The following is a 17,679-nucleotide window of genomic DNA, read 5'->3' as shown; positions in this document are numbered from 1 at the left end:
CGCTGGAGTCGTCTGGTTCCTGCTGGGCATGCAGCTATTGCCTAGCAGCAAGCTCTACCATCAGGGACTGATTCTTCTGGCGTGGCTGCCGGGCATCGTGGGGCTGTTTCTGTTTCCGATCATTCGCCAGGCGTGGGACCGGGGGTTGCTGGTCGCGTTGCTGATCGTGACCGCCTGGGCAGCCCTTTCGCTCGGCTGGGGCGGCGAGGAACGACGATTCAAGGTCCTGCTGTATGTGCTGCTCGCGGCGAATGCCTGGGTAGCGCTTGCGGCCCTCGATCCGTTACTGCTTTGGCGATCGGTCGCCAACAGTGCGCTGCTGGGCGGACTTGTCGCCTGGGTTTCACTCGTCGATATGTATGTGTTCGAAGGAAACCCGTGGCAGGTGAGAGCGGTTGGGACGGGCCATCTTGATCACACGATACTCGCCAGCCATGTCATGGGGGCGTTGGGTGTGTTGCTGGTTTTCCTTCGCTCGGATCTTGCGCCTGCGCTGCGTCGTTGGGCCTGGTTGCCCGCTTGTATTGGCTACCTTGCGTTCCTGCTGATGTCGCGCAGCAAGGGCCCATTGCTCGCGGCTGTCTGCGCCTTCGCCTTCGCAGCGCTGTGCCGTCCCTCCCGCCTATTGATTGCGGGATTGGCTATGGCCTTGGCCCTAATCGGCGCAGCTGCCGTACTGATGCCGGAGGTCGTGTTGCGTGGTGGTTTGTCTTACCGACCGCAGTTGCTGGCGTCCGCCTATGAATACCTGCAACTCGCACCCTGGGTCGGTCAGGGGCTGGGCGCTGAATACCTGTTGCCCGTCGCCGGGTTACCTATCGAGTTCGAGCACGCACACAATCTGTATCTGCACTTGGCGATCCAGTTGGGTGTAATCGGCTTGCTGCTGTGGCTCGCGCTGCAAGCGGTGGTGCTGGTCCAGGCATTCAGACGCCGATCAACCCCTCGTGGCCTGGCCCTGTGTTCCCTGATTGCATTTGCCGGCGTATCGCTGTTCACGGACGGCATGGGTCCCTGGGTCAAGCCGCGCGAGGAATGGTTCACCGTTTGGTTGCCGCTGTTCCTGTGCCTGTGTCTGTTGGCCGAGAAATGCTCGGCGTCGGCCGACGGTGGACAGGCGGTAATTGCGTCCAACGAGGCTGGTGGACATGAGGCTTGATGGCTATCGCCCGAGGTGGCGCGAAATGCAAGGTGCCGGGCGGGGTTGTACCCCATGATTCCGAAGCGGCTGCATTACTGCTGGTTCGGTGGCAACCCGCTGCCGTTGCAGGCGAGGCGCTGCCTTGCTTCCTGGGCTTTTCGGTTGCCTGAGTACGAACTGGTTCGCTGGGACGAATCGCGATTCGATCCGGCCGCTCACTCGTTCACGGCTGCCGCCTATGCAGCGGGCCGCTACGCCTTCGTATCGGATTACGTTCGTATGCTCGCGCTTCAGGAGCAAGGCGGCATTTATTGTGATGTCGACGTCGAGGTCCTTCAGCCGCTGAGCGAGCTACATGGCGCCGACTTCTTCATCGGCCTGGAGGACCAAGGCCGATTCTCGACGTCCATCATCGGGGCGGTGAGCGATCACTGGTTGCCTCGGGCCATGCTGGCTTATTACGACGCTACGGCATTCGATTGCACGCGCCTTTCGGAGCTGGTCAATGTAAATGAGGTCAGCCGCTTGCTTCTCGCTCATGGCTTTTCTGGCGATGACAGGGATCAGGCTATCGACGCTGAACGGGTACTGCGCATCGGGCGTCTGGCTGATGCACGAGGCGCCGCAGGTGCTGACGTTCGGCCTTTGGCTCGTCATCTGTATGCTGGGACATGGCGCCCGCGTGCGCACAAGAGCGCGGCAAGCCGAACTGTCCGCGCGCTTCGCAAACTTCCTGAACAGATGTCCACCTGGATCGCGCTGCAGCGATACCGTCTGGCGGTCGCCGCGAGCCGCGCCAGGCGAGGACCGGGCCCGGGCGACGATGCTCAGTAAGTGGTCCGTTTCGCAGGTTTGCCGGGAATCAGGAGGCCCTTCGTCGGAATGAGTCGTCGCTCCTTGCGGCCGGCGCCCAGCGTCTTGAAGCGAGTGTAGAAGGGCATGAAGGCTGTCATGTCCAAGTGCGGCTCGTGCCGATCAAGGTGGGCGAACACTAAAGCGTCATAGTCTGCTTCGGCGATGAAATCATTCATGGCGTACTGGTACAGGAAGGCGCATTGGTAACCCAGCGTTTCGCCAAGGAACGCGGTATCGCCGATGTGGCAGTTTTCAAGGTCGATTGCCTTGAGCATGGAAAGGTCATCGGGCCGTAGCATGATGTTTCCGGCCCAGAGATCCAGATGATAAAGGCCTTTCCGGTTGAGCATGGTGAGCAGGCCGAGCGCCGCCTGGGCGAATGCAGTGGCCTGGTTGGGTTGCTGCCGTAGCCACGCCAGGCCATGGATGTAGCCGTCCAGATGCTCGTATGCCAGGAACATTTCGCTCACGAATCCGAAGCGTTTGATGAAGCCATAGCCGCGCAGTCGCGGTATGGCTTCAGTTCGCTTGCGTGCTTCGAGGTTGTTACGCAACTCGGCCATCGGCCAATCGTAGGCGCCGGACGACCGGCGCAATCCCAGGCTGATGCGAAATCTTGCCGGCAGCCCCCTGATACATGTTGTTTTGACAAAGACCTTCTCGCCGTCGATGCCCATGCAGACGCTGGTCAAGCGTTCTCGGGCAAGGGTGCGTCGAGTCGACACGAGGGTTCTGACGACGCTGTCGTCGATGGTCGTCTGCTGGGCGTCGATCCGGGTGTTCGCGTGCTTACGGTTTTCGCTGACTCTGTACTGGCCGATCCTTGAGCGACACATGCTCGTGCTCCTGTCTGTCCGTGTGATACAGCCGAAAAAGTTCTTCGGCTGGAAAATCCATATTCTTGCGACGCTCCAGGTGGCTGCTGAGATGGCGAAGGTTGCGCTGGACATGCCACCTGGAAAGAGGAAGTCTGTTTTGCTTCAGGTCGAGAAAGTCGATCAAACCGAAGTTGCCGCTGGGCAGCAGAAGGATGTTGCCGATATGCAGCGAGCGGAAATACAGACGCTTGCCATGCAGGCCGCGGATGAAACTGGCCAGGCGAGGCAGAACTTCTTCCAGGCGCTCGGGGGATTGTTTCGACAGGGTGTCGATCGAGATGCCTGGTAACGGCTCATACAGGCAACCGCTCAGGCCCCGGTTGCGGTCGATCCAGAACGTTTCGGTCACCACTGGCGCGGCGATACCCAATCGCCGCAGCAGGGCGGCATTATTGGCGAAGCGCTGTGCAGCCGGCTGCAGGCGCGCCAGCATCGGATGCCGCCGAGTATGGAAGATCTTGAGGAACGAACGATCATCCAGCGCGACGACCTTCGGCCCCCTGGCATCGGCCTCGAGAACCTTTCCCGTGGCCAGCCAGCGTTCCAATTCCTGCGCTGTTACAATCCGCATCTTGTTCCTCTAGCCGTCATGGGGCCTGCCGAATGGCCAATTCTACCCAGCAATCCAGCCTCAAGGTGTACATGCGGTTGCTGCGTTACGTCGTGCCCTATTCGGGGGCCTTTGCGATCAGCTTGCTGGGTTTTTTGATCTTCGCCTCGACCCAGCCAATGCTCGGCTACATCCTCAAGTTTTTCGTCGATGGCTTGAACAACCCCGAGGCGAGCTTCTTCGCTCAGGTGCCGTATCTGAGTGACCAGCCCTGGCTGGCTGATTTGAAGCTCCTCCAGGCCGTGCCCTTGCTCATCATCCTCATTGCGCTGTGGCAGGGGCTGGGCTCGTTCCTGGGCAACTATTTCCTGGCGAAGGTCTCGTTGGGATTGGTGCAGGACCTGAGGGTGTCGCTGTTCAACAACCTGCTGACCTTGCCGAACCGCTACTTCGACAGCAACAACTCGGGTCACCTGATCTCGCGAATCACCTACAACGTGACGATGGTGACGGGTGCGGCGACAGACGCGATCAAGGTTGTCGTGCGCGAAGGCATGACGGTCGTTTTTCTCTTTGCCACGCTGCTGTGGATGAATTGGAAGCTGACGCTGGTGATGGTGGCGATCCTGCCGGTCATTGGCGTGATGGTGGCTAGCGCCAGCAAAAAATTCCGCAAGCAGAGCAAGAAGATTCAGGCGGCCATGGGTGATGTGACGCACGTGGCCTCCGAGACCATCCACGGCTACCGCGTGGTGCGCAGCTTCGGGGGTGAGCCGTACGAACAGGAGCGCTTCCTTCACGCCAGCGCGGACAACAAGGCCAAGCAGCTGAGAATGGTGAAGACCAATGCGGTGTACACGCCAACGCTGCAACTGGTGATTTATTGCGCCATGGCCGTGCTCATGTTCCTGGTGCTGCTGTTGCGCGGCGATGCGTCGGCAGGCGATCTGGTCGCTTACATTTCCCTGGCTGGCCTGCTGCCCAAGCCGATTCGACAGCTTTCGGAGGTCAGCTCCACCATCCAGCGAGGCGTGGCCGGGGCGGAGAGCATCTTCGAACAGCTCGACGAGGCGCCGGAGACCGATGAGGGCGCCGAGGAGCGGGAAAGGGTGAGCGGTCGGCTGGACGTGCGGGGCCTGACTTTCAGCTATCCGGGTAGCGATGCACCGGTGCTCAGGGATATTTCCTTCGCCGTCGAGCCAGGCCAGATGGTTGCCCTCGTGGGCCGCTCCGGCAGTGGAAAGTCCACCCTCGCCAACCTCATCCCCCGGTTCTACCACCACGAGCACGGACAGATCCTGCTCGACGGCTTGGATCTGGAGCGCTATCGCCTGCGTAATCTGCGACGACATATCGCGTTGGTGGGCCAGAACGTCACCCTGTTCAATGACTCCATCGCCAACAACATTGCGTATGGCGATCTTGCCGGAGCGCCGCTGGCTGCGATCCGGCAGGCCGCCGAAGATGCGTACGCGGCCGAGTTCATCGAAAAGATGCCGCAGGGCTACGACACGCTGGTCGGCGAGAACGGCGTATTGCTCTCGGGTGGTCAGCGCCAGCGCCTGGCAATTGCCCGCGCGCTGCTCAAGGACGCGCCCGTGCTCATTCTCGACGAGGCGACCTCCGCGCTGGATACCGAGTCCGAACGGCATATCCAGGCTGCCCTCGACAAGGTCATGCATGGCCGCACGACACTGGTCATCGCCCATCGCCTGAGCACGATCGAGAAGGCGGACCTCATTCTGGTCATGGACCGGGGCGAAATCGTCGAGCGTGGGTCGCATGCCGAACTGCTGGCCCTCAATGGCTATTACGCCCGGTTGCACTCGAGACAGTTCGACGAAAGCGTGCCGGCAGCGGGCTCGGAGGCCGACTAAGCCCGCTCCCGTTCCTTGCGGTGGCTTGGCGCTGCGAGGCCGAGCGCCCTGGGGCGAAAAGCCTCGCATGCTATGATCGCCCCCATTTTTTGGACTTGTGGAGCCCCCGATGAAGCTATCCATGCCCCGATTTGACCAAGCCCCGGTTCTGGTGGTCGGCGACGTCATGCTCGATCGGTACTGGCATGGCGGCACGTCGCGGATATCGCCGGAAGCGCCAGTTCCCGTGGTGCGGGTGGATCAGGTCGAGGATCGTCCCGGCGGGGCGGCGAACGTGGCGTTGAATATCGCGGCGCTCGGCGCGCCGGCTTCGCTCGCGGGCGTCACGGGCGAGGACGAGGCGGCCGTCAGCCTGGCCGACAGCCTGCATGCGGCGGGGGTGGCTGCGCATTTCCAGCGCATCGCCGACCAGCCGACCATCGTCAAGCTGCGCGTCATGAGCCGGCACCAGCAGCTGCTGCGGATGGATTTCGAGGAGCCGTTCCGGACGGATGCCGATGCCCTGGCGGCCCAGGTCGACGCCTTGCTCGAGGGGGTCAAGGTGCTGGTCCTGTCGGATTACGGCAAGGGGGCGTTGAAGAACCACCAAGCCCTGATCGCGGCGGCGCGGCGCCGAGGCATTCCGGTGCTCGCCGATCCCAAGGGCAAAGACTTCGCCATCTACCGCGGCGCCACCTTGATCACGCCCAACCTCGCGGAATTCGAAGCGGTGGTCGGCGCCTGTGCGGATGAGTCCGAGCTGGTGGCCAAGGGGCTCGGTTTGATCGGCGCGCTCGAACTCGAGGCCCTGCTGGTGACGCGGGGCGAGCATGGCATGACGCTGTTGCGTCCGAACCTCCCGGAGCTTCACCTGCCGGCGCGCGCGCGCGAGGTGTTCGACGTCACGGGCGCCGGGGACACCGTCATTTCTACCCTGGCGGCCGCCATCGCGGCAGGTGAGGCGCTGCCCCAGGCGGTCGCGCTGGCGAACCTGGCGGCGGGTATCGTCGTGGGCAAGCTCGGCACCGCCTGTATCAGCGCGCCGGAGCTGCGCCGTGCGGTCCAGCGGGAGGAAGGTTCGGAGCGCGGCGTGATGGCGCTCGAGCAATTGCAGACGGCGGTCGAGGATGCCCGCGCCCACGGTGAGCGGATCGTCTTCACCAATGGCTGCTTCGATATCCTGCATGCCGGCCACGTGACCTACCTGGAGCAGGCGCGTGCGCTGGGTGATCGGCTGGTGGTGGCTGTGAACGACGATGCTTCGGTCAGCCGCCTGAAGGGGCCGGGTCGCCCGATCAATGCCGTCGAGCGGCGCATGGCGGTGCTGGCCGGCCTGGGGGCGGTGGACTGGGTGGTGAGCTTTTCCGAGGACACGCCCGAGCGTCTGCTGGCCGAGGTTCGGCCCGACATCCTCGTGAAGGGCGGCGACTACGGTGTCGAGCAGGTCGTTGGCGCCGAGCTGGTCCAGGCCTACGGCGGCGAGGTGAAGGTGCTGGGGCTGGTCGAGAACAGCTCGACGACCGCCATCGTCGAGAAGATCCGCAGCCGCTGAGGTTCGGCCGCTGAGGTTCAGCGGCTGCTGGCGGCGGGCTCTCGCGCGGTATCGGCGAGGCCCTGCTGGATCGTCCAATCCTTCCAACTGATACGCTCGTCCCGCACCACCCAGCCGTGCTGCGGGGCGAAGCTCTCCGCCAGCCACAGGCCGCGCGTCGAGGCCGGTGTCAGCTGTCCTTTGCGCAAGGTCGCCAGTTCGGCGGTCGGTCGCCCGTCCTGCAGCGGGATGAGGTAGAGATCCGGTCGGCTGCGCTCGAGCCGCGCCACCAGCCGATCCTCCTCCACGCGCTCGTCGACATGGAACAGGCTCAGCTCCTTGGTCTCGCGCGGTAGATCGAGGCGCATATCGTAGACCAGTTGCAACGAGGCGGTGGGCAGATGCACGTACGCCCGCGGGCGCTCCATGAGCGTCATGCCGTTGCAGCGCACCGACCGTGTCGCGCCGGTCAGCGATGAGAGGGTGAAATGCGCGGCCTCCCGATAGCGCAGGGCGCCTTCGTACGGGGTCGGCAGCCAGGTATCGCCAAAGCGTCCCGAGAGCCAGCCTTCCGGCGTTTCGAGCAGGCATTCCTCGGCTATTTCCTGGACGGCGGTGAGCAGTGGCAGGTTGAGTTCATGGGCGGGCACGTAGCCGGAGATGAGCTTGAGCACGACATCGCCGCGATCCAGGCGCTGCTGGCGCACCAGTACCCAATATTCGCGACCTTGCCAATGCAGCGTCAGGCGAACGGATACGCCGAGGTTCGCCAGTTCCAGCGAGAACCGTTCCGGGTCGCCCACTTCGACCGGGCGACGCCGATGGATCATCTGGGTGAAGTTCAGCGGCGTGCCGAGCCCCTGGTAGTTCAGGCCCTCGGCGCTGGCCTCGATGAACAGGGGCAGGGTCTTGAAGTCGGAGGGGTTCTTGCGGATCAGAACGCGCGGCATATCGGCTTCTCCTTGCGTGGGGTCGGCCGCTTCGGCGGCTCAGGTCTTCTTGTTCAATACGGCCGCAATGCTGGCGACATTGTCCGACAGGTGCTGCGGATTGATAGTTCCGATGATGGCGCTGGCGACGCCCGGCCGGTCGAACAGCAGCTCGAAGCTCAGCCGGACCGCATCCTCGCGATCGAGGCAGAGATGGCCACTGGCGAGCGCCTTCTTTACCAGAATGCCTTTGCCATGCGCGGCGGCGTAATCGATAACCGCCGCTTCCTCGCGCCTTTCGAGATTGTAGGTGACCATCGCGCAGTCACCGTCGTGCAGCGCCTGCATTCCGCCGTCCACGGTCTTGCCGGAGAACCCGTAGCCGCCGATCTTGCCTTCTTGCTTGAGCGTGGCCAGGGTTTCGTAGACGGGCGTGTCATTCAGGATAGCGAGGTCGTCGCCGTTGGAGTGGACCAGCACCAGGTCGAGGTAATCGGTGCCGAGGCGCTTCAGGCTGCGCTCGACCGAGTGACGGGTGTGCGCTGCGGAAAAATCGAAGCGAGACTGGCCGTCCTCGAACTCCTCGCCAACCTTGCTGACGATGACCCAGGCCTCGCGCTCGCCCCGGAGCAGGTGGCCGAGGCGTTCCTCGCTGTTGCCGTAGGCCGGCGCGGTGTCGATCAGGTTGATGCCCAGGTCGCGGGCCATCGAAAGCAAGTGGCGGGCCTGCCGGTCGTCCGGAATGGTGAAGCCGGTGGGGTACTTGACGCCCTGGTCGCGGCCGAGCTTGACCGTCCCCAGCCCGAGCGGCGAAACCCTGAGTCCCGTGCTGCCCAGCGGGCGCAGGAGGTCGTGCAGCGTGGCGGTCATCTACAGCAGTCCTTCCCAGAACGGTGGGGCCAGCGGCGGGCGCGCAAGCGCCGGGAGCGGTGGGTGATCGCCCGGACGCAGGCCATCGCGCAGCAACGTCTGTTCGACGCGGCGAGCGAAATCCGGCGCCAGCGCAAGCTTGGTCGGCCAGCCCACCAGCAGGTGCGGTGATTCGTGCAGAAAGGCGTTGTCCGGGCGCGCCTGATTCGACTGCGCGGGCTCGGCGCGATCGACCCGCAGGGTCGCCCAGGTAGCGTCAGTCAGATCCAGCCAGGGCATCAGCTCGCGCAGCTCGCGCTGAGCCGTGGTGATCTGCTCGTCAGGCGTGCGCGCCACGCCGTCGGTCTCGGCCAGTTCGCCGCCCAGGTACCACACCCACTGGCCATCTGTGGCCGGGTGGCTGGTGACGGTCACGCGCGGCTTGGTGCCTGCGCCGAGGCAGTGCGCGAACAGCGGCTGGAGCGTCGGCCCCTTGACCATCACCATGTGCAGCGGACGACGCTGCATGGCCGGCTGCTGCAGTCCGAGCGCGGCTAGCAGGTCGGCATTGCCGGCGCCAGCGGTCAGGACGACGCGCTGCGCGCGGATTTCCAGCCCGTCCAGGCAGAGCCCCTGGAGTGCGCCGTCGTGCCGCAGCGGCTGGATGTCCTGCGCGGCCAGCAGGGACGGGCCGGCCAGGTCGGCGAGCCGCTTGATCAGGCTCGGGACGTCCAGCACCAGCTCGCTCAGGCGATAGACCTTGCCCTTGAACCGTGGATGCCGGAGCGCCGGCGGCAACGCGTCGCCCTTGACCTGCGCGACGCGCGACCGCACCGCCTTGCTGGCGAAAAATCCCGCCAGGTTGCCGGCCAGCGTGCCGGGCGACCACAGGTAGTGGGCGTCGGACAGGGTGCGGACGCCACGCAGGTCGAGTTCGCCCTCGCCGCGCAAGGCCGCGCGCCAGCGCTCGGGCATGTCGGCGATCGCTTCCGATGCGCCGGTCAGCGCGCCATGCAGCGCATATTTGGTGCCGCCGTGGATGATGCCCTGGGACTTGACGCTCTGCCCGCCGCCGAGGCTGCCGCGCTCGACCAGTACGGTCGAGTAGCCCTGCTGCCGCAGCCGGGCGTTGAGCCACAGGCCGGCGATGCCGCCACCGACGATCAGGATGTCGGTACTCAGGGGTCGGGTCATGGATGGGCTTCCGGGCTCGCCATAGAGGGCGCGCAGTATAGCAGCGCAGCGCCGGAACCCTCGTTCACGCGGCGCCCGCCTCGGAGAACAGGCGGATCACCACCACGCCGGCGATGATCAGGCCCATGCCGGCCATCGCCGGCAGGTCGAGCTTCTGCTGGTAGATGAAATAGGCGGCGATGCTGACCAGCACGATCCCCAGGCCGGCCCATATGGCATAGGCGATGCCCACCGGGATGGTGCGCACGACCAGGATGAGCATCCAGAACGCGATCGCATAGCCGCCGATGACCAGCGCCAGGACGAAGGGCCGGTTCAGGCCGTCGACCGCCTTCATCGAGGTGGTGGCGACGACTTCGGCAAGGATCGCGATGGCGAGGTAGACGTAGCCGGACATGCAGGCTCCTGGTAGGTGGCTGAAACGGGTTGGACGCACATGGCGACGCTGGTGGCCGATGCGAGCCGCTTGCTAAGCTCCGCCGCCATGAATCGACACCTTTATACCTTGCTCTTCACGCTGGCGATGCCACTGGTGCTGGCGCGTCTGTATTGGCGCGGCCGCCGGGCACCGGATTATCGACGGCGCATCGGTGAGCGGCTGGGGCGTCTGCCGCCCGGGCTGCATGCCGGCGGAATCTGGGTCCATGCGGTCTCGGTCGGCGAGGCCATTGCCGCGATTCCGGTCATTCGCGCACTCCAGCAATCGCACCCGTCGCTTCCTCTCACCGTGACCTGCATGACGCCGACCGGTTCCGAGCGGATTCGCGCCGCACTGGGCGACAGCGTGCAGCACTGCTACCTGCCGTACGACTTGCCGTGGCTGGCGAGCCGGTTCCTGGGTCGGCTGGCACCGCGCCTGGCGATCGTCATGGAAACCGAGCTATGGCCGAACCACATCCATGAATGCGCGCGCCGCGGCATTCCGGTGGTGCTGGCCAATGCGCGGCTGTCCGAGCGGTCGGCTCGCGGCTACGCGCGCATGCGAGGGCTGACGGCGCCGATGCTGCGTGAGCTGACGCTGATCGCGGTGCAGACGGCGGTCGAGGCGGAGCGCTTCATCGATCTCGGCGCCAGGCCGGAGCGGGTGCGGGTGACCGGCTCGATCAAGTTCGACCTTGCCATCGATCCGTCCCTGGTCTCGCGCGCCCAGCTTTTGCGCCAGCAGTGGCAGGCCGAGACGCGACCCATCTGGATCGCCGCCAGCACCCACGCCGGCGAGGACGAAATCATCCTGGCGGCCCACCGTCGCCTCCTGGAAATCCATCCGCTTGCCCTGCTGATACTGGTGCCGCGCCATCCCGAGCGGTTCGCTGCGGTCTTCGAACTGTGCCAGCGACAGGGTTTCGAAACGGTTCGCCGCTCGACAGGCGAGGCGGTCGGCGCGAACGCCTCGGTGTTGCTCGGGGACACGATGGGGGAATTGCTGTTTCTCTACGCCCTGGTCGACCTGGCGTTCGTCGGCGGCAGCCTGGTGCCCAACGGTGGGCACAACCTGCTGGAGCCGGCCGCGTTGGGGCTGCCAGTCTTGAGTGGTCCACACCTGTTCAATTTCCAGGAAATCGCCGAGCGGATGCGCGACGCCGGTGCGCTCATGATCGTGGAGAGCGATGCCGAGTTGGCCTCACGCCTTTCGGCGCTGTGGTCCGAGCCGCTGCGTGCGCAAGCGATGGGCGAAGCGGCGCTGGGCGTGCTGGAGAAGAACCGGGGCGCTCTCGGCCGACTGCTCGAGGGCGTCGATGACTTGCTGGCGAACTGATCGGCGCGCGTGTTCCGCGCGCCGGGTTGGTCAGTTCGTGGTCGCGCGGATCGAGTCGTCCAGGCGCGGTAGATTGTCCGGCAGGAAGTCGGTATCCGGGTTGTAGTCCGGGTCGAGGAAGTCCGACAGGTTGCTCAGGTCTTCCGGGTTCAGCGTCCCGGCAGCCTGCTTGAGGCGCAGGTTGTCGAGGATGTAGCTGTAGCGCGCGTCGTTGTAATCGCGCACCGCGGCATACAGCCGGCGCTGTGCATCCAGTACGTCGACGATGTTGCGCGTGCCGACCTGATAGCCGATCTCGGTGGCTTCCAGCGCGCTGCGGCTGGAAATGATCGATTGCAACCGCGCCTGCACCTGCTCGACATCGGTGTTGACGGCCCGGTGCAGGTTGCGGGTGTTCTCCACGACCTGGCGGCGCAGGCTCTCGCGCTGCTGCTCCGCCTGATCGAGCAGGTAGAAGGCTTCGCGCGTCTGCGAGCGCGTCAGCCCGCCGCGGTACAGCGGAATGCTGAGCTGCACACCGATGCTGGCTTGCTCGACCTCGCCGTCGTAGCGCGGCACGAAGCCGAGCGACGCGGTGGTGCCGGCATTGCTGAAACCGAGGCTGTCGTTGTCGCCGCGCTGGTAGGACGCGACCGCATCGACGGTCGGCGCGTGACCGGCGCGACGCTGGCGGACCGTCTCCTCGGCCGCTTCCACGGCTTCGTTGGCGGCCAGCAGGTTGAGATTCTGCTGCGCTGCGGTCTCGACCCAGGCGCTCGCGTCGTTCGGGATGGGCGGCAGCACCGGCAAGCCGTGTTCCAGCCCCTCGAGCGCCACGTATTCCTGGTTGGTCAGGGTGTACAGCGCCTGGAACGCATCGGCGACCTGGCGCTCGGCGATCATCCGGTTGGCGCGCGCGGTGTCGAAACCCGCCTGGGCCTCGAGGACGTCCGTCCGGTCCGACAGGCCGACTTCGAAACGCTCGTTGGCCTGGTCGAGCTGGCGCTTGAAAGCCGATTCTTCCGCGCGGCTGGCAGCCAGGTTGTCCTGCGAGCTCAGCACCGAGAAATAGGCGTCCGCCGTCTGCTGGATCAGCGATTGCTGCGCCAATGCGAATTCGTACCGGGCCTGGTCGCTCAGCGCCTGCGCGGCCTGGAGCTGAAACCAGCGCTCGGCATTGAACAGCGGCTGCGACAGGTTGGCCTGATAGAGCATGCCGCTGCGCGTGAATTGCTCTTCGCCGGCGGAGGTATCGACCTCGGTGCGCGTCGAGGCGATTTCCGCCTCGGCGCCGAGCTGCGGCAACAGCCCGGCCCTGGCCTGGGGTACGGCTTCCTGCGTGGCCTGGAACTGAGCGCGGGCGGCGGCGAGGTCGGCGTTGTTCGCCAGGGCGGCTTGATAGACGCTCACCAGGTCGATCCGAACCGGCGACGTCGCGGTCGTCTGGCCCCAGGCGAAGCCCGTGAAACCGGCCGTCAGGGCCAGTGCGAGAAAGAGGCGATTCATAGGGTGCGGGCGCAGCATTTGCGGAGTCCCGAAAGAAGAGAAGGGCAAGGCTAAGCGCCGCTTTCCGGGGGGTCAAGCGGCGAGCCGGAGCAGGCGTGATGCAGGGTCGGCAAGCCCGCGCGTGACCGATCGGTCGTTCGGTGATGGCGCTCGCGATCGCTTGTGGCTAGACTGCGGGCGTTCTTGTCGGGGTGCCTTGAGTCGAAGGCTGAGATCGGACAGTTCCGGATCCCGTTGAACCTGATCAGGTTAAGGCCTGCGTAGGGAACAAGATGTGCTCGCCAGTCTTCCAGACGAGCTTTCTCGGCGCCAATCCCGGCGCGCCCCGATGCCCTTATCCCGCCGTGTTTTTCAGGTTCGCTCCGACAACTATCGAGGAGCCAGTCTGATGCGTGCAGAACAACAACATCTCAGTGAGTCCGCCCAGGTCGACCAGCAGTCGATCCAGCCATTCCCGCGTTCGCAGAAAGTCTACGTGCAGGGCACAAGAGCGGACATTCGCGTGCCGATGCGCGAGATCAGTCTCGACGTCACGCCCACCGCGTTCGGCGGTGAGATCAATGCGCCGGTCACCGTCTACGACACGTCCGGCCCTTACACCGATCCCAATGTGCAGATCGACGTGCGCAAGGGCCTGGCCGACGTGCGCAGCGCCTGGATCGAGGATCGCGGCGACACCGAGCGCCTGCCCGGCCTTTCCTCAGAATTCGGCCAGCGCCGCCTGGACGATGCCGAGCTGACCGCCATGCGCTTCGCCCACGTGCGCAACCCGCGCCGCGCCAAGCCGGGCAGGAACGTCAGCCAGATGCACTATGCGCGTCAGGGCATCATCACGCCGGAGATGGAGTTCGTCGCCATCCGCGAGAACATGAAGTTGCAGGAACACCGCGCCGCCGGCCTGCTGGATCAGCAGCACGCGGGCCAGAGCTTCGGTGCCAGCATCCCCAAGGAAATCACGCCTGAATTCGTCCGCGACGAAGTCGCCCGCGGTCGCGCCATCATCCCCGCCAACATCAACCACACGGAGCTGGAGCCGATGATCATCGGCCGCAACTTCCTGGTGAAGATCAACGGCAACATCGGCAACTCGGCGCTCGGCTCTTCGATCGAAGAGGAAGTGGCCAAGCTGACCTGGGGTATCCGCTGGGGCTCGGACACCGTGATGGACCTGTCCACCGGCAAGCACATTCACGAGACTCGCGAGTGGATCATCCGCAACTCGCCGGTGCCGATCGGCACGGTGCCGATCTACCAGGCGCTGGAGAAGGTCGGCGGCATCGCCGAAGACCTGACCTGGGAGCTGTTCCGCGACACCCTGATCGAGCAGGCCGAGCAGGGCGTGGACTACTTCACCATCCACGCCGGCGTGCTGCTGCGTTACGTGCCGCTGACCGCCAAGCGCGTCACCGGCATCGTCAGCCGTGGCGGTTCGATCATGGCCAAGTGGTGCCTGGCGCATCACCAGGAAAACTTCCTCTACACCCACTTCGAAGACATCTGCGAAATCATGAAGGCCTACGACGTCAGCTTCTCGCTGGGCGACGGCCTGCGTCCGGGCTCCATTGCCGATGCCAACGATGCCGCGCAGTTCGGCGAGCTGGAAACCCTCGGCGAGCTGACCAAGATCGCCTGGAAGCATGACGTGCAGTGCATGATCGAAGGCCCGGGCCATGTGCCGATGCACCTGATCAAGGAAAACATGGACAAGCAGCTCGAGTGCTGCGACGAGGCGCCGTTCTACACGCTCGGCCCGCTGACCACCGACATCGCGCCCGGTTACGACCACATCACCAGCGGCATCGGCGCGGCGATGATCGGCTGGTTCGGCTGCGCCATGCTCTGCTACGTCACGCCGAAGGAACACCTCGGCCTGCCGAACAAGGATGACGTCAAGACCGGCATCATCACCTACAAGATCGCCGCGCATGCCGCCGATCTCGCCAAGGGTCATCCGGGCGCGCAGATCCGCGACAACGCGCTGTCCAAGGCGCGCTTCGAGTTCCGCTGGGAAGACCAGTTCAACCTCGGCCTGGACCCGGATACCGCGCGCGCCTTCCACGACGAGACCCTGCCGAAGGAATCGGCGAAGGTGGCGCACTTCTGTTCCATGTGCGGGCCGAAGTTCTGCTCGATGAAGATCACCCAGGAAGTGCGCGAATACGCCGCCGAAAACGGGCTGACCGAGGAGCAGAAGGCGATCGAAGCCGGCTTCAAGGAGCAGGCCGAGCGCTTCCGCGACGAAGGCTCGGTGATCTACCGGCAGGTGTGAACCCGGTCGATGAGAGCTGGATCTCGCAGGTTGCGTATCGATCGTCGCCTGCTAGATCTCGCTTGCCCCATCACGGCGATCCTCGAGTGAGCGCTGGAGCCAAGTCAGGGTTTCGGCATGTGCGAGAAAACCTGGAAACCGCCCGTTGAGGAGTGTCAGCCGATCAAGGGACGTCAGATAGGGTTCCGCCTGGTCCGGCTGGCGCCCCTGCGGCGAGCCACCCGTGCGTTCGGCCAGGCAGTAGCGAATGCCACCAGCCTCTGTATCCAGGTCGCCAAGCCAGGCCACCGGTCGTGCACGCAGTCCCATCCGCAACCAAGTCTCGCGAATGGCGGTCGCCTGGAGCGAAAGCTCGGGATGTTTCGTGGTGTTAGAGGAAGCCGACCCGAGCGGCGCAGGCCGGGTTCGCTAGCAGCAGGACCCAGATGCGCCGGTCCGGCTCGAGCAGCAGAACTCCGGCGCCGGTGACATGGCTGGTCTCCCGGCCGGGGGCCGGCTCCGGCAGGGCCGCATTGAGAAGGTGTCGGGCATTCCAGTCGCTCATTTTTTTCGGATGATCGAGCCAGATGCGCAGTGAGGGTTCGCTCAGGCAAGGATAATCCGCCTGAGCTGGCGTCTCGTCGAAGTCATCGCTCGGAGAGTGAGGGGATATGTTCGTGCCTTCGAATCAGGTGAACCGTGAAATTCCTGGGTGAAAGGGTTGCTGGCACTGTGCCGCGAAGGGGTTGTTGTCGTCCAGACCTGTGAACTGCGTCACATAGGGCGATGCCTTGCAGAGCATCCCCCTGCGAGATGTCTCCGCTGCTTTTGCGGATATACGGCCGTTAAGATCGGTTCTCGGGCGAAGGCATAGGGCATCCTTAACCAGCGGCCCTGAAGCTTGCCTCATCGGCTCGCGCCATGAGCTGAGTTTGATGACTTCATTGGCAGACCCCGCGAACCAGCCCGCGGGCTGGTTCGTCGGGTTTCAAACTGTGCTTCAACGTCAATCCGCATCCGCGATCTTGGTGGCTACCTGACACAGGCCGACCAGCACGGGCTGGTGCAGTGCGCGGCAGATAGGCAACGCTGCCGGACCGGACATGCCCGTTTCGCTCTTGGCAAGAGTCAGTGCGAATTCCAGCGGGCCCTCGTTCCGATTTTCGAGGAGGGGCGAGCACTGCCAGGCGACCAGTGCCGGTGCGGCGCGATCGCCGATCCAATGCTCAGCCGGCGATCAGCTCCCGATAGATCGACACGGTTTCGCGGCACATGCGCTCGGCGGTGAAAAGTGTCTCGAAGCGCTGCCGTGCGGCAACACCCATGCGATGCGCGAGGGCTGGCTGCTCCCATAATTGGTGCATCGCAGCACGCAAGGCCTTCGGGTCGTCCGGAGGAATGACCAGACCCGTTCGATTCCCCTCATTGACGTAGGTCGTTCCCGTCCCGATTTCGCAGGTGATCATTGGCTTGCCATACATCGAAGCTTCGAGCAGGGAAATACCGAAGGCTTCGGAGCGCAGGTGGGACGGAAAGACCATTCCCAGGCTCATATCGATCAGGCACGCCTTGTCTGCATCGTCGAGCCAACCAAGAAAGTGCGCGCCTTGGAGGCCCAGGCGCACGGCCTTGGCCTTGAGGCGGTCTTCCTCTGGCCCCGAGCCCACGATCACGACCTGGTAGGGGGTCCCCGCGAGCGCCTCCAGCAACGTATCCAGCCCCTTGTAATAGCGCAGCACACCCACGAAAACGAAGAATCGCTCCGGCAGCCTGTGCCGCCATCGATCTGCCAGTTCCGAGGTCAGAGGGGGATAGCTGGACGGGTCGAGGCCGAACGGCACGACCCGCGTTTTCGCCTCGTAGCGACGGAGCGTGCTGCTGGTCTGCTGATAATTGGGGGATGCCACGATGATGCGATCCATGCTGTCGAGGAAGCGCGACATCAGCGGGCGGTAGAGCGCCAGCAGGCCGCGTTGCTTGACGATGTCCGAGTGATAGCTCAGCACCGTTGGCTTTCCATGCCGTGTGCACAGGTGGACCAGATCCATGGCGGGCCAGGGAAAGTGGAAATGGATGAGGTCGGCCTCGCTCGCAAGCTGTCGGAACAGCCCGAACGCCTGGGCCGAAAAACCCGTCGAGGCAACGTACAGATCCTGACGCGCCCGAACGACCTGGTGTCGCGCCACCTGTACCGTGGCGGGGCGAGGGTTGGGGCTCAGGGTCAGGACCTTGCTCTCGACGCCCTGCTCCCGCGTCCCTTCACAAAGCTGATAGATGACCTGTTCGATGCCGCCTGTGGTATCGGGCAGGTAAGTCTTGAAAAAATGCAGAACCCGCATGGGCGTCCGAAACTCCGTTGCGCTGTCGTGGCGGGGCAAGCGCCGCACCGGCGCGCGCGGCTCTGCGC

General features: G+C 64.5%; 15 protein-coding genes and 1 riboswitch. Of the genes, 6 read left to right on the top strand and 9 right to left on the bottom strand.

Going from position 1 to position 17,679, the window contains the following annotated elements:
* Positions 1 to 28 precede the first annotated feature (28 nt).
* Entirely contained in the window at positions 29 to 1,159 is a 1,131-nt protein-coding gene (locus D7325_RS03970; RefSeq protein WP_245962005.1) for an O-antigen ligase family protein, read from the top strand.
* A 54-nt stretch (positions 1,160 to 1,213) separates the two neighbouring features.
* Positions 1,214 to 1,975: a glycosyltransferase family 32 protein gene (locus D7325_RS03965; RefSeq protein ID WP_120994240.1), complete on the top strand. Its 762-nt coding sequence runs from the start codon at positions 1,214 to 1,216 to the stop codon at positions 1,973 to 1,975.
* Here the strand turns inward: D7325_RS03965 and D7325_RS03960 are convergent.
* Both D7325_RS03960 and D7325_RS03955 read right to left on the bottom strand, forming a co-directional pair.
* A complete protein-coding gene (locus D7325_RS03960; RefSeq protein ID WP_162988002.1) occupies positions 1,969 to 2,832 on the bottom strand; it encodes a protein kinase family protein in 864 nt (287 codons plus the stop codon). The two genes, D7325_RS03965 and D7325_RS03960, sit on opposite strands and share 7 nt — an antisense overlap.
* On the bottom strand, positions 2,786 to 3,445 hold the full coding sequence (locus D7325_RS03955) for a protein kinase family protein (RefSeq protein ID WP_120994238.1): 660 nt from the start codon (positions 3,443 to 3,445) through the stop codon (positions 2,786 to 2,788). Before D7325_RS03955 ends, D7325_RS03960 begins: the two co-directional genes overlap by 47 nt.
* Positions 3,446 to 3,477: 32 nt before the next feature.
* On the opposite strand from D7325_RS03955, the gene msbA reads away from it, so the two are divergent.
* The gene (msbA, locus tag D7325_RS03950; protein WP_120994237.1) at positions 3,478 to 5,301 is read left to right on the top strand and encodes a lipid A export permease/ATP-binding protein MsbA; all 1,824 of its coding nucleotides are present in this window, start codon (positions 3,478 to 3,480) and stop codon (positions 5,299 to 5,301) included.
* A 109-nt stretch (positions 5,302 to 5,410) separates the two neighbouring features.
* Positions 5,411 to 6,832 (top strand): bifunctional D-glycero-beta-D-manno-heptose-7-phosphate kinase/D-glycero-beta-D-manno-heptose 1-phosphate adenylyltransferase HldE, encoded by a 1,422-nt coding sequence (gene hldE, locus D7325_RS03945; protein ID WP_120994236.1) that lies wholly within the window; start codon positions 5,411 to 5,413, stop codon positions 6,830 to 6,832.
* A 17-nt stretch (positions 6,833 to 6,849) separates the two neighbouring features.
* On the opposite strand, the gene D7325_RS03940 is transcribed toward hldE, so the two are convergent.
* The 4 genes from D7325_RS03940 to D7325_RS03925 form a co-directional block, all read right to left on the bottom strand.
* Positions 6,850 to 7,761, bottom strand: a complete 912-nt coding sequence (locus D7325_RS03940) for a metal ABC transporter ATPase (protein WP_120994235.1) — start codon at positions 7,759 to 7,761, stop codon at positions 6,850 to 6,852.
* Between the two features lie 39 nt (positions 7,762 to 7,800).
* On the bottom strand, positions 7,801 to 8,610 hold the full coding sequence (locus tag D7325_RS03935) for an aldo/keto reductase (RefSeq protein WP_120994234.1): 810 nt from the start codon (positions 8,608 to 8,610) through the stop codon (positions 7,801 to 7,803).
* Complete coding sequence (locus tag D7325_RS03930) at positions 8,611 to 9,783, bottom strand: NAD(P)/FAD-dependent oxidoreductase (RefSeq protein ID WP_120994233.1); 1,173 nt, start codon at positions 9,781 to 9,783, stop codon at positions 8,611 to 8,613.
* Positions 9,784 to 9,847: 64 nt separating this feature from the next.
* Positions 9,848 to 10,180: a DMT family transporter gene (locus D7325_RS03925; RefSeq protein ID WP_120994232.1), complete on the bottom strand. Its 333-nt coding sequence runs from the start codon at positions 10,178 to 10,180 to the stop codon at positions 9,848 to 9,850.
* An 87-nt stretch (positions 10,181 to 10,267) separates the two neighbouring features.
* Between D7325_RS03925 and waaA the strand changes: the two genes are divergently transcribed.
* Complete coding sequence (gene waaA, locus D7325_RS03920; protein WP_120994628.1) at positions 10,268 to 11,539, top strand: lipid IV(A) 3-deoxy-D-manno-octulosonic acid transferase; 1,272 nt, start codon at positions 10,268 to 10,270, stop codon at positions 11,537 to 11,539.
* A 30-nt stretch (positions 11,540 to 11,569) separates the two neighbouring features.
* Here waaA and D7325_RS03915 read toward each other — a convergent pair whose 3' ends face one another.
* The gene (locus tag D7325_RS03915; RefSeq protein ID WP_245962004.1) at positions 11,570 to 13,042 is read right to left on the bottom strand and encodes a TolC family outer membrane protein; all 1,473 of its coding nucleotides are present in this window, start codon (positions 13,040 to 13,042) and stop codon (positions 11,570 to 11,572) included.
* Between the two features lie 159 nt (positions 13,043 to 13,201).
* A riboswitch (TPP riboswitch) is annotated at positions 13,202 to 13,308 on the top strand.
* A 104-nt stretch (positions 13,309 to 13,412) separates the two neighbouring features.
* Here D7325_RS03915 and thiC point away from each other — a divergent pair.
* Entirely contained in the window at positions 13,413 to 15,293 is a 1,881-nt protein-coding gene (gene thiC / locus D7325_RS03910; protein WP_120994231.1) for a phosphomethylpyrimidine synthase ThiC, read from the top strand.
* Positions 15,294 to 15,663: 370 nt separating this feature from the next.
* On the opposite strand, the gene D7325_RS19030 is transcribed toward thiC, so the two are convergent.
* The gene (locus tag D7325_RS19030) at positions 15,664 to 15,837 is read right to left on the bottom strand and encodes a hypothetical protein (RefSeq protein ID WP_162988001.1); all 174 of its coding nucleotides are present in this window, start codon (positions 15,835 to 15,837) and stop codon (positions 15,664 to 15,666) included.
* Positions 15,838 to 16,498: 661 nt separating this feature from the next.
* A complete protein-coding gene (locus D7325_RS03900) occupies positions 16,499 to 17,611 on the bottom strand; it encodes a glycosyltransferase family 4 protein (protein ID WP_120994229.1) in 1,113 nt (370 codons plus the stop codon).
* Positions 17,612 to 17,679 lie beyond the last annotated feature (68 nt).

The organism is Stutzerimonas urumqiensis (assembly GCF_003640395.1).
In the GTDB taxonomy this organism is placed as follows: domain Bacteria; phylum Pseudomonadota; class Gammaproteobacteria; order Pseudomonadales; family Pseudomonadaceae; genus Stutzerimonas; species Stutzerimonas urumqiensis.
The sequence above is the reverse complement of the archived record's forward strand: the minus strand, read 5'-3'. Positions and strand labels throughout refer to the sequence as shown.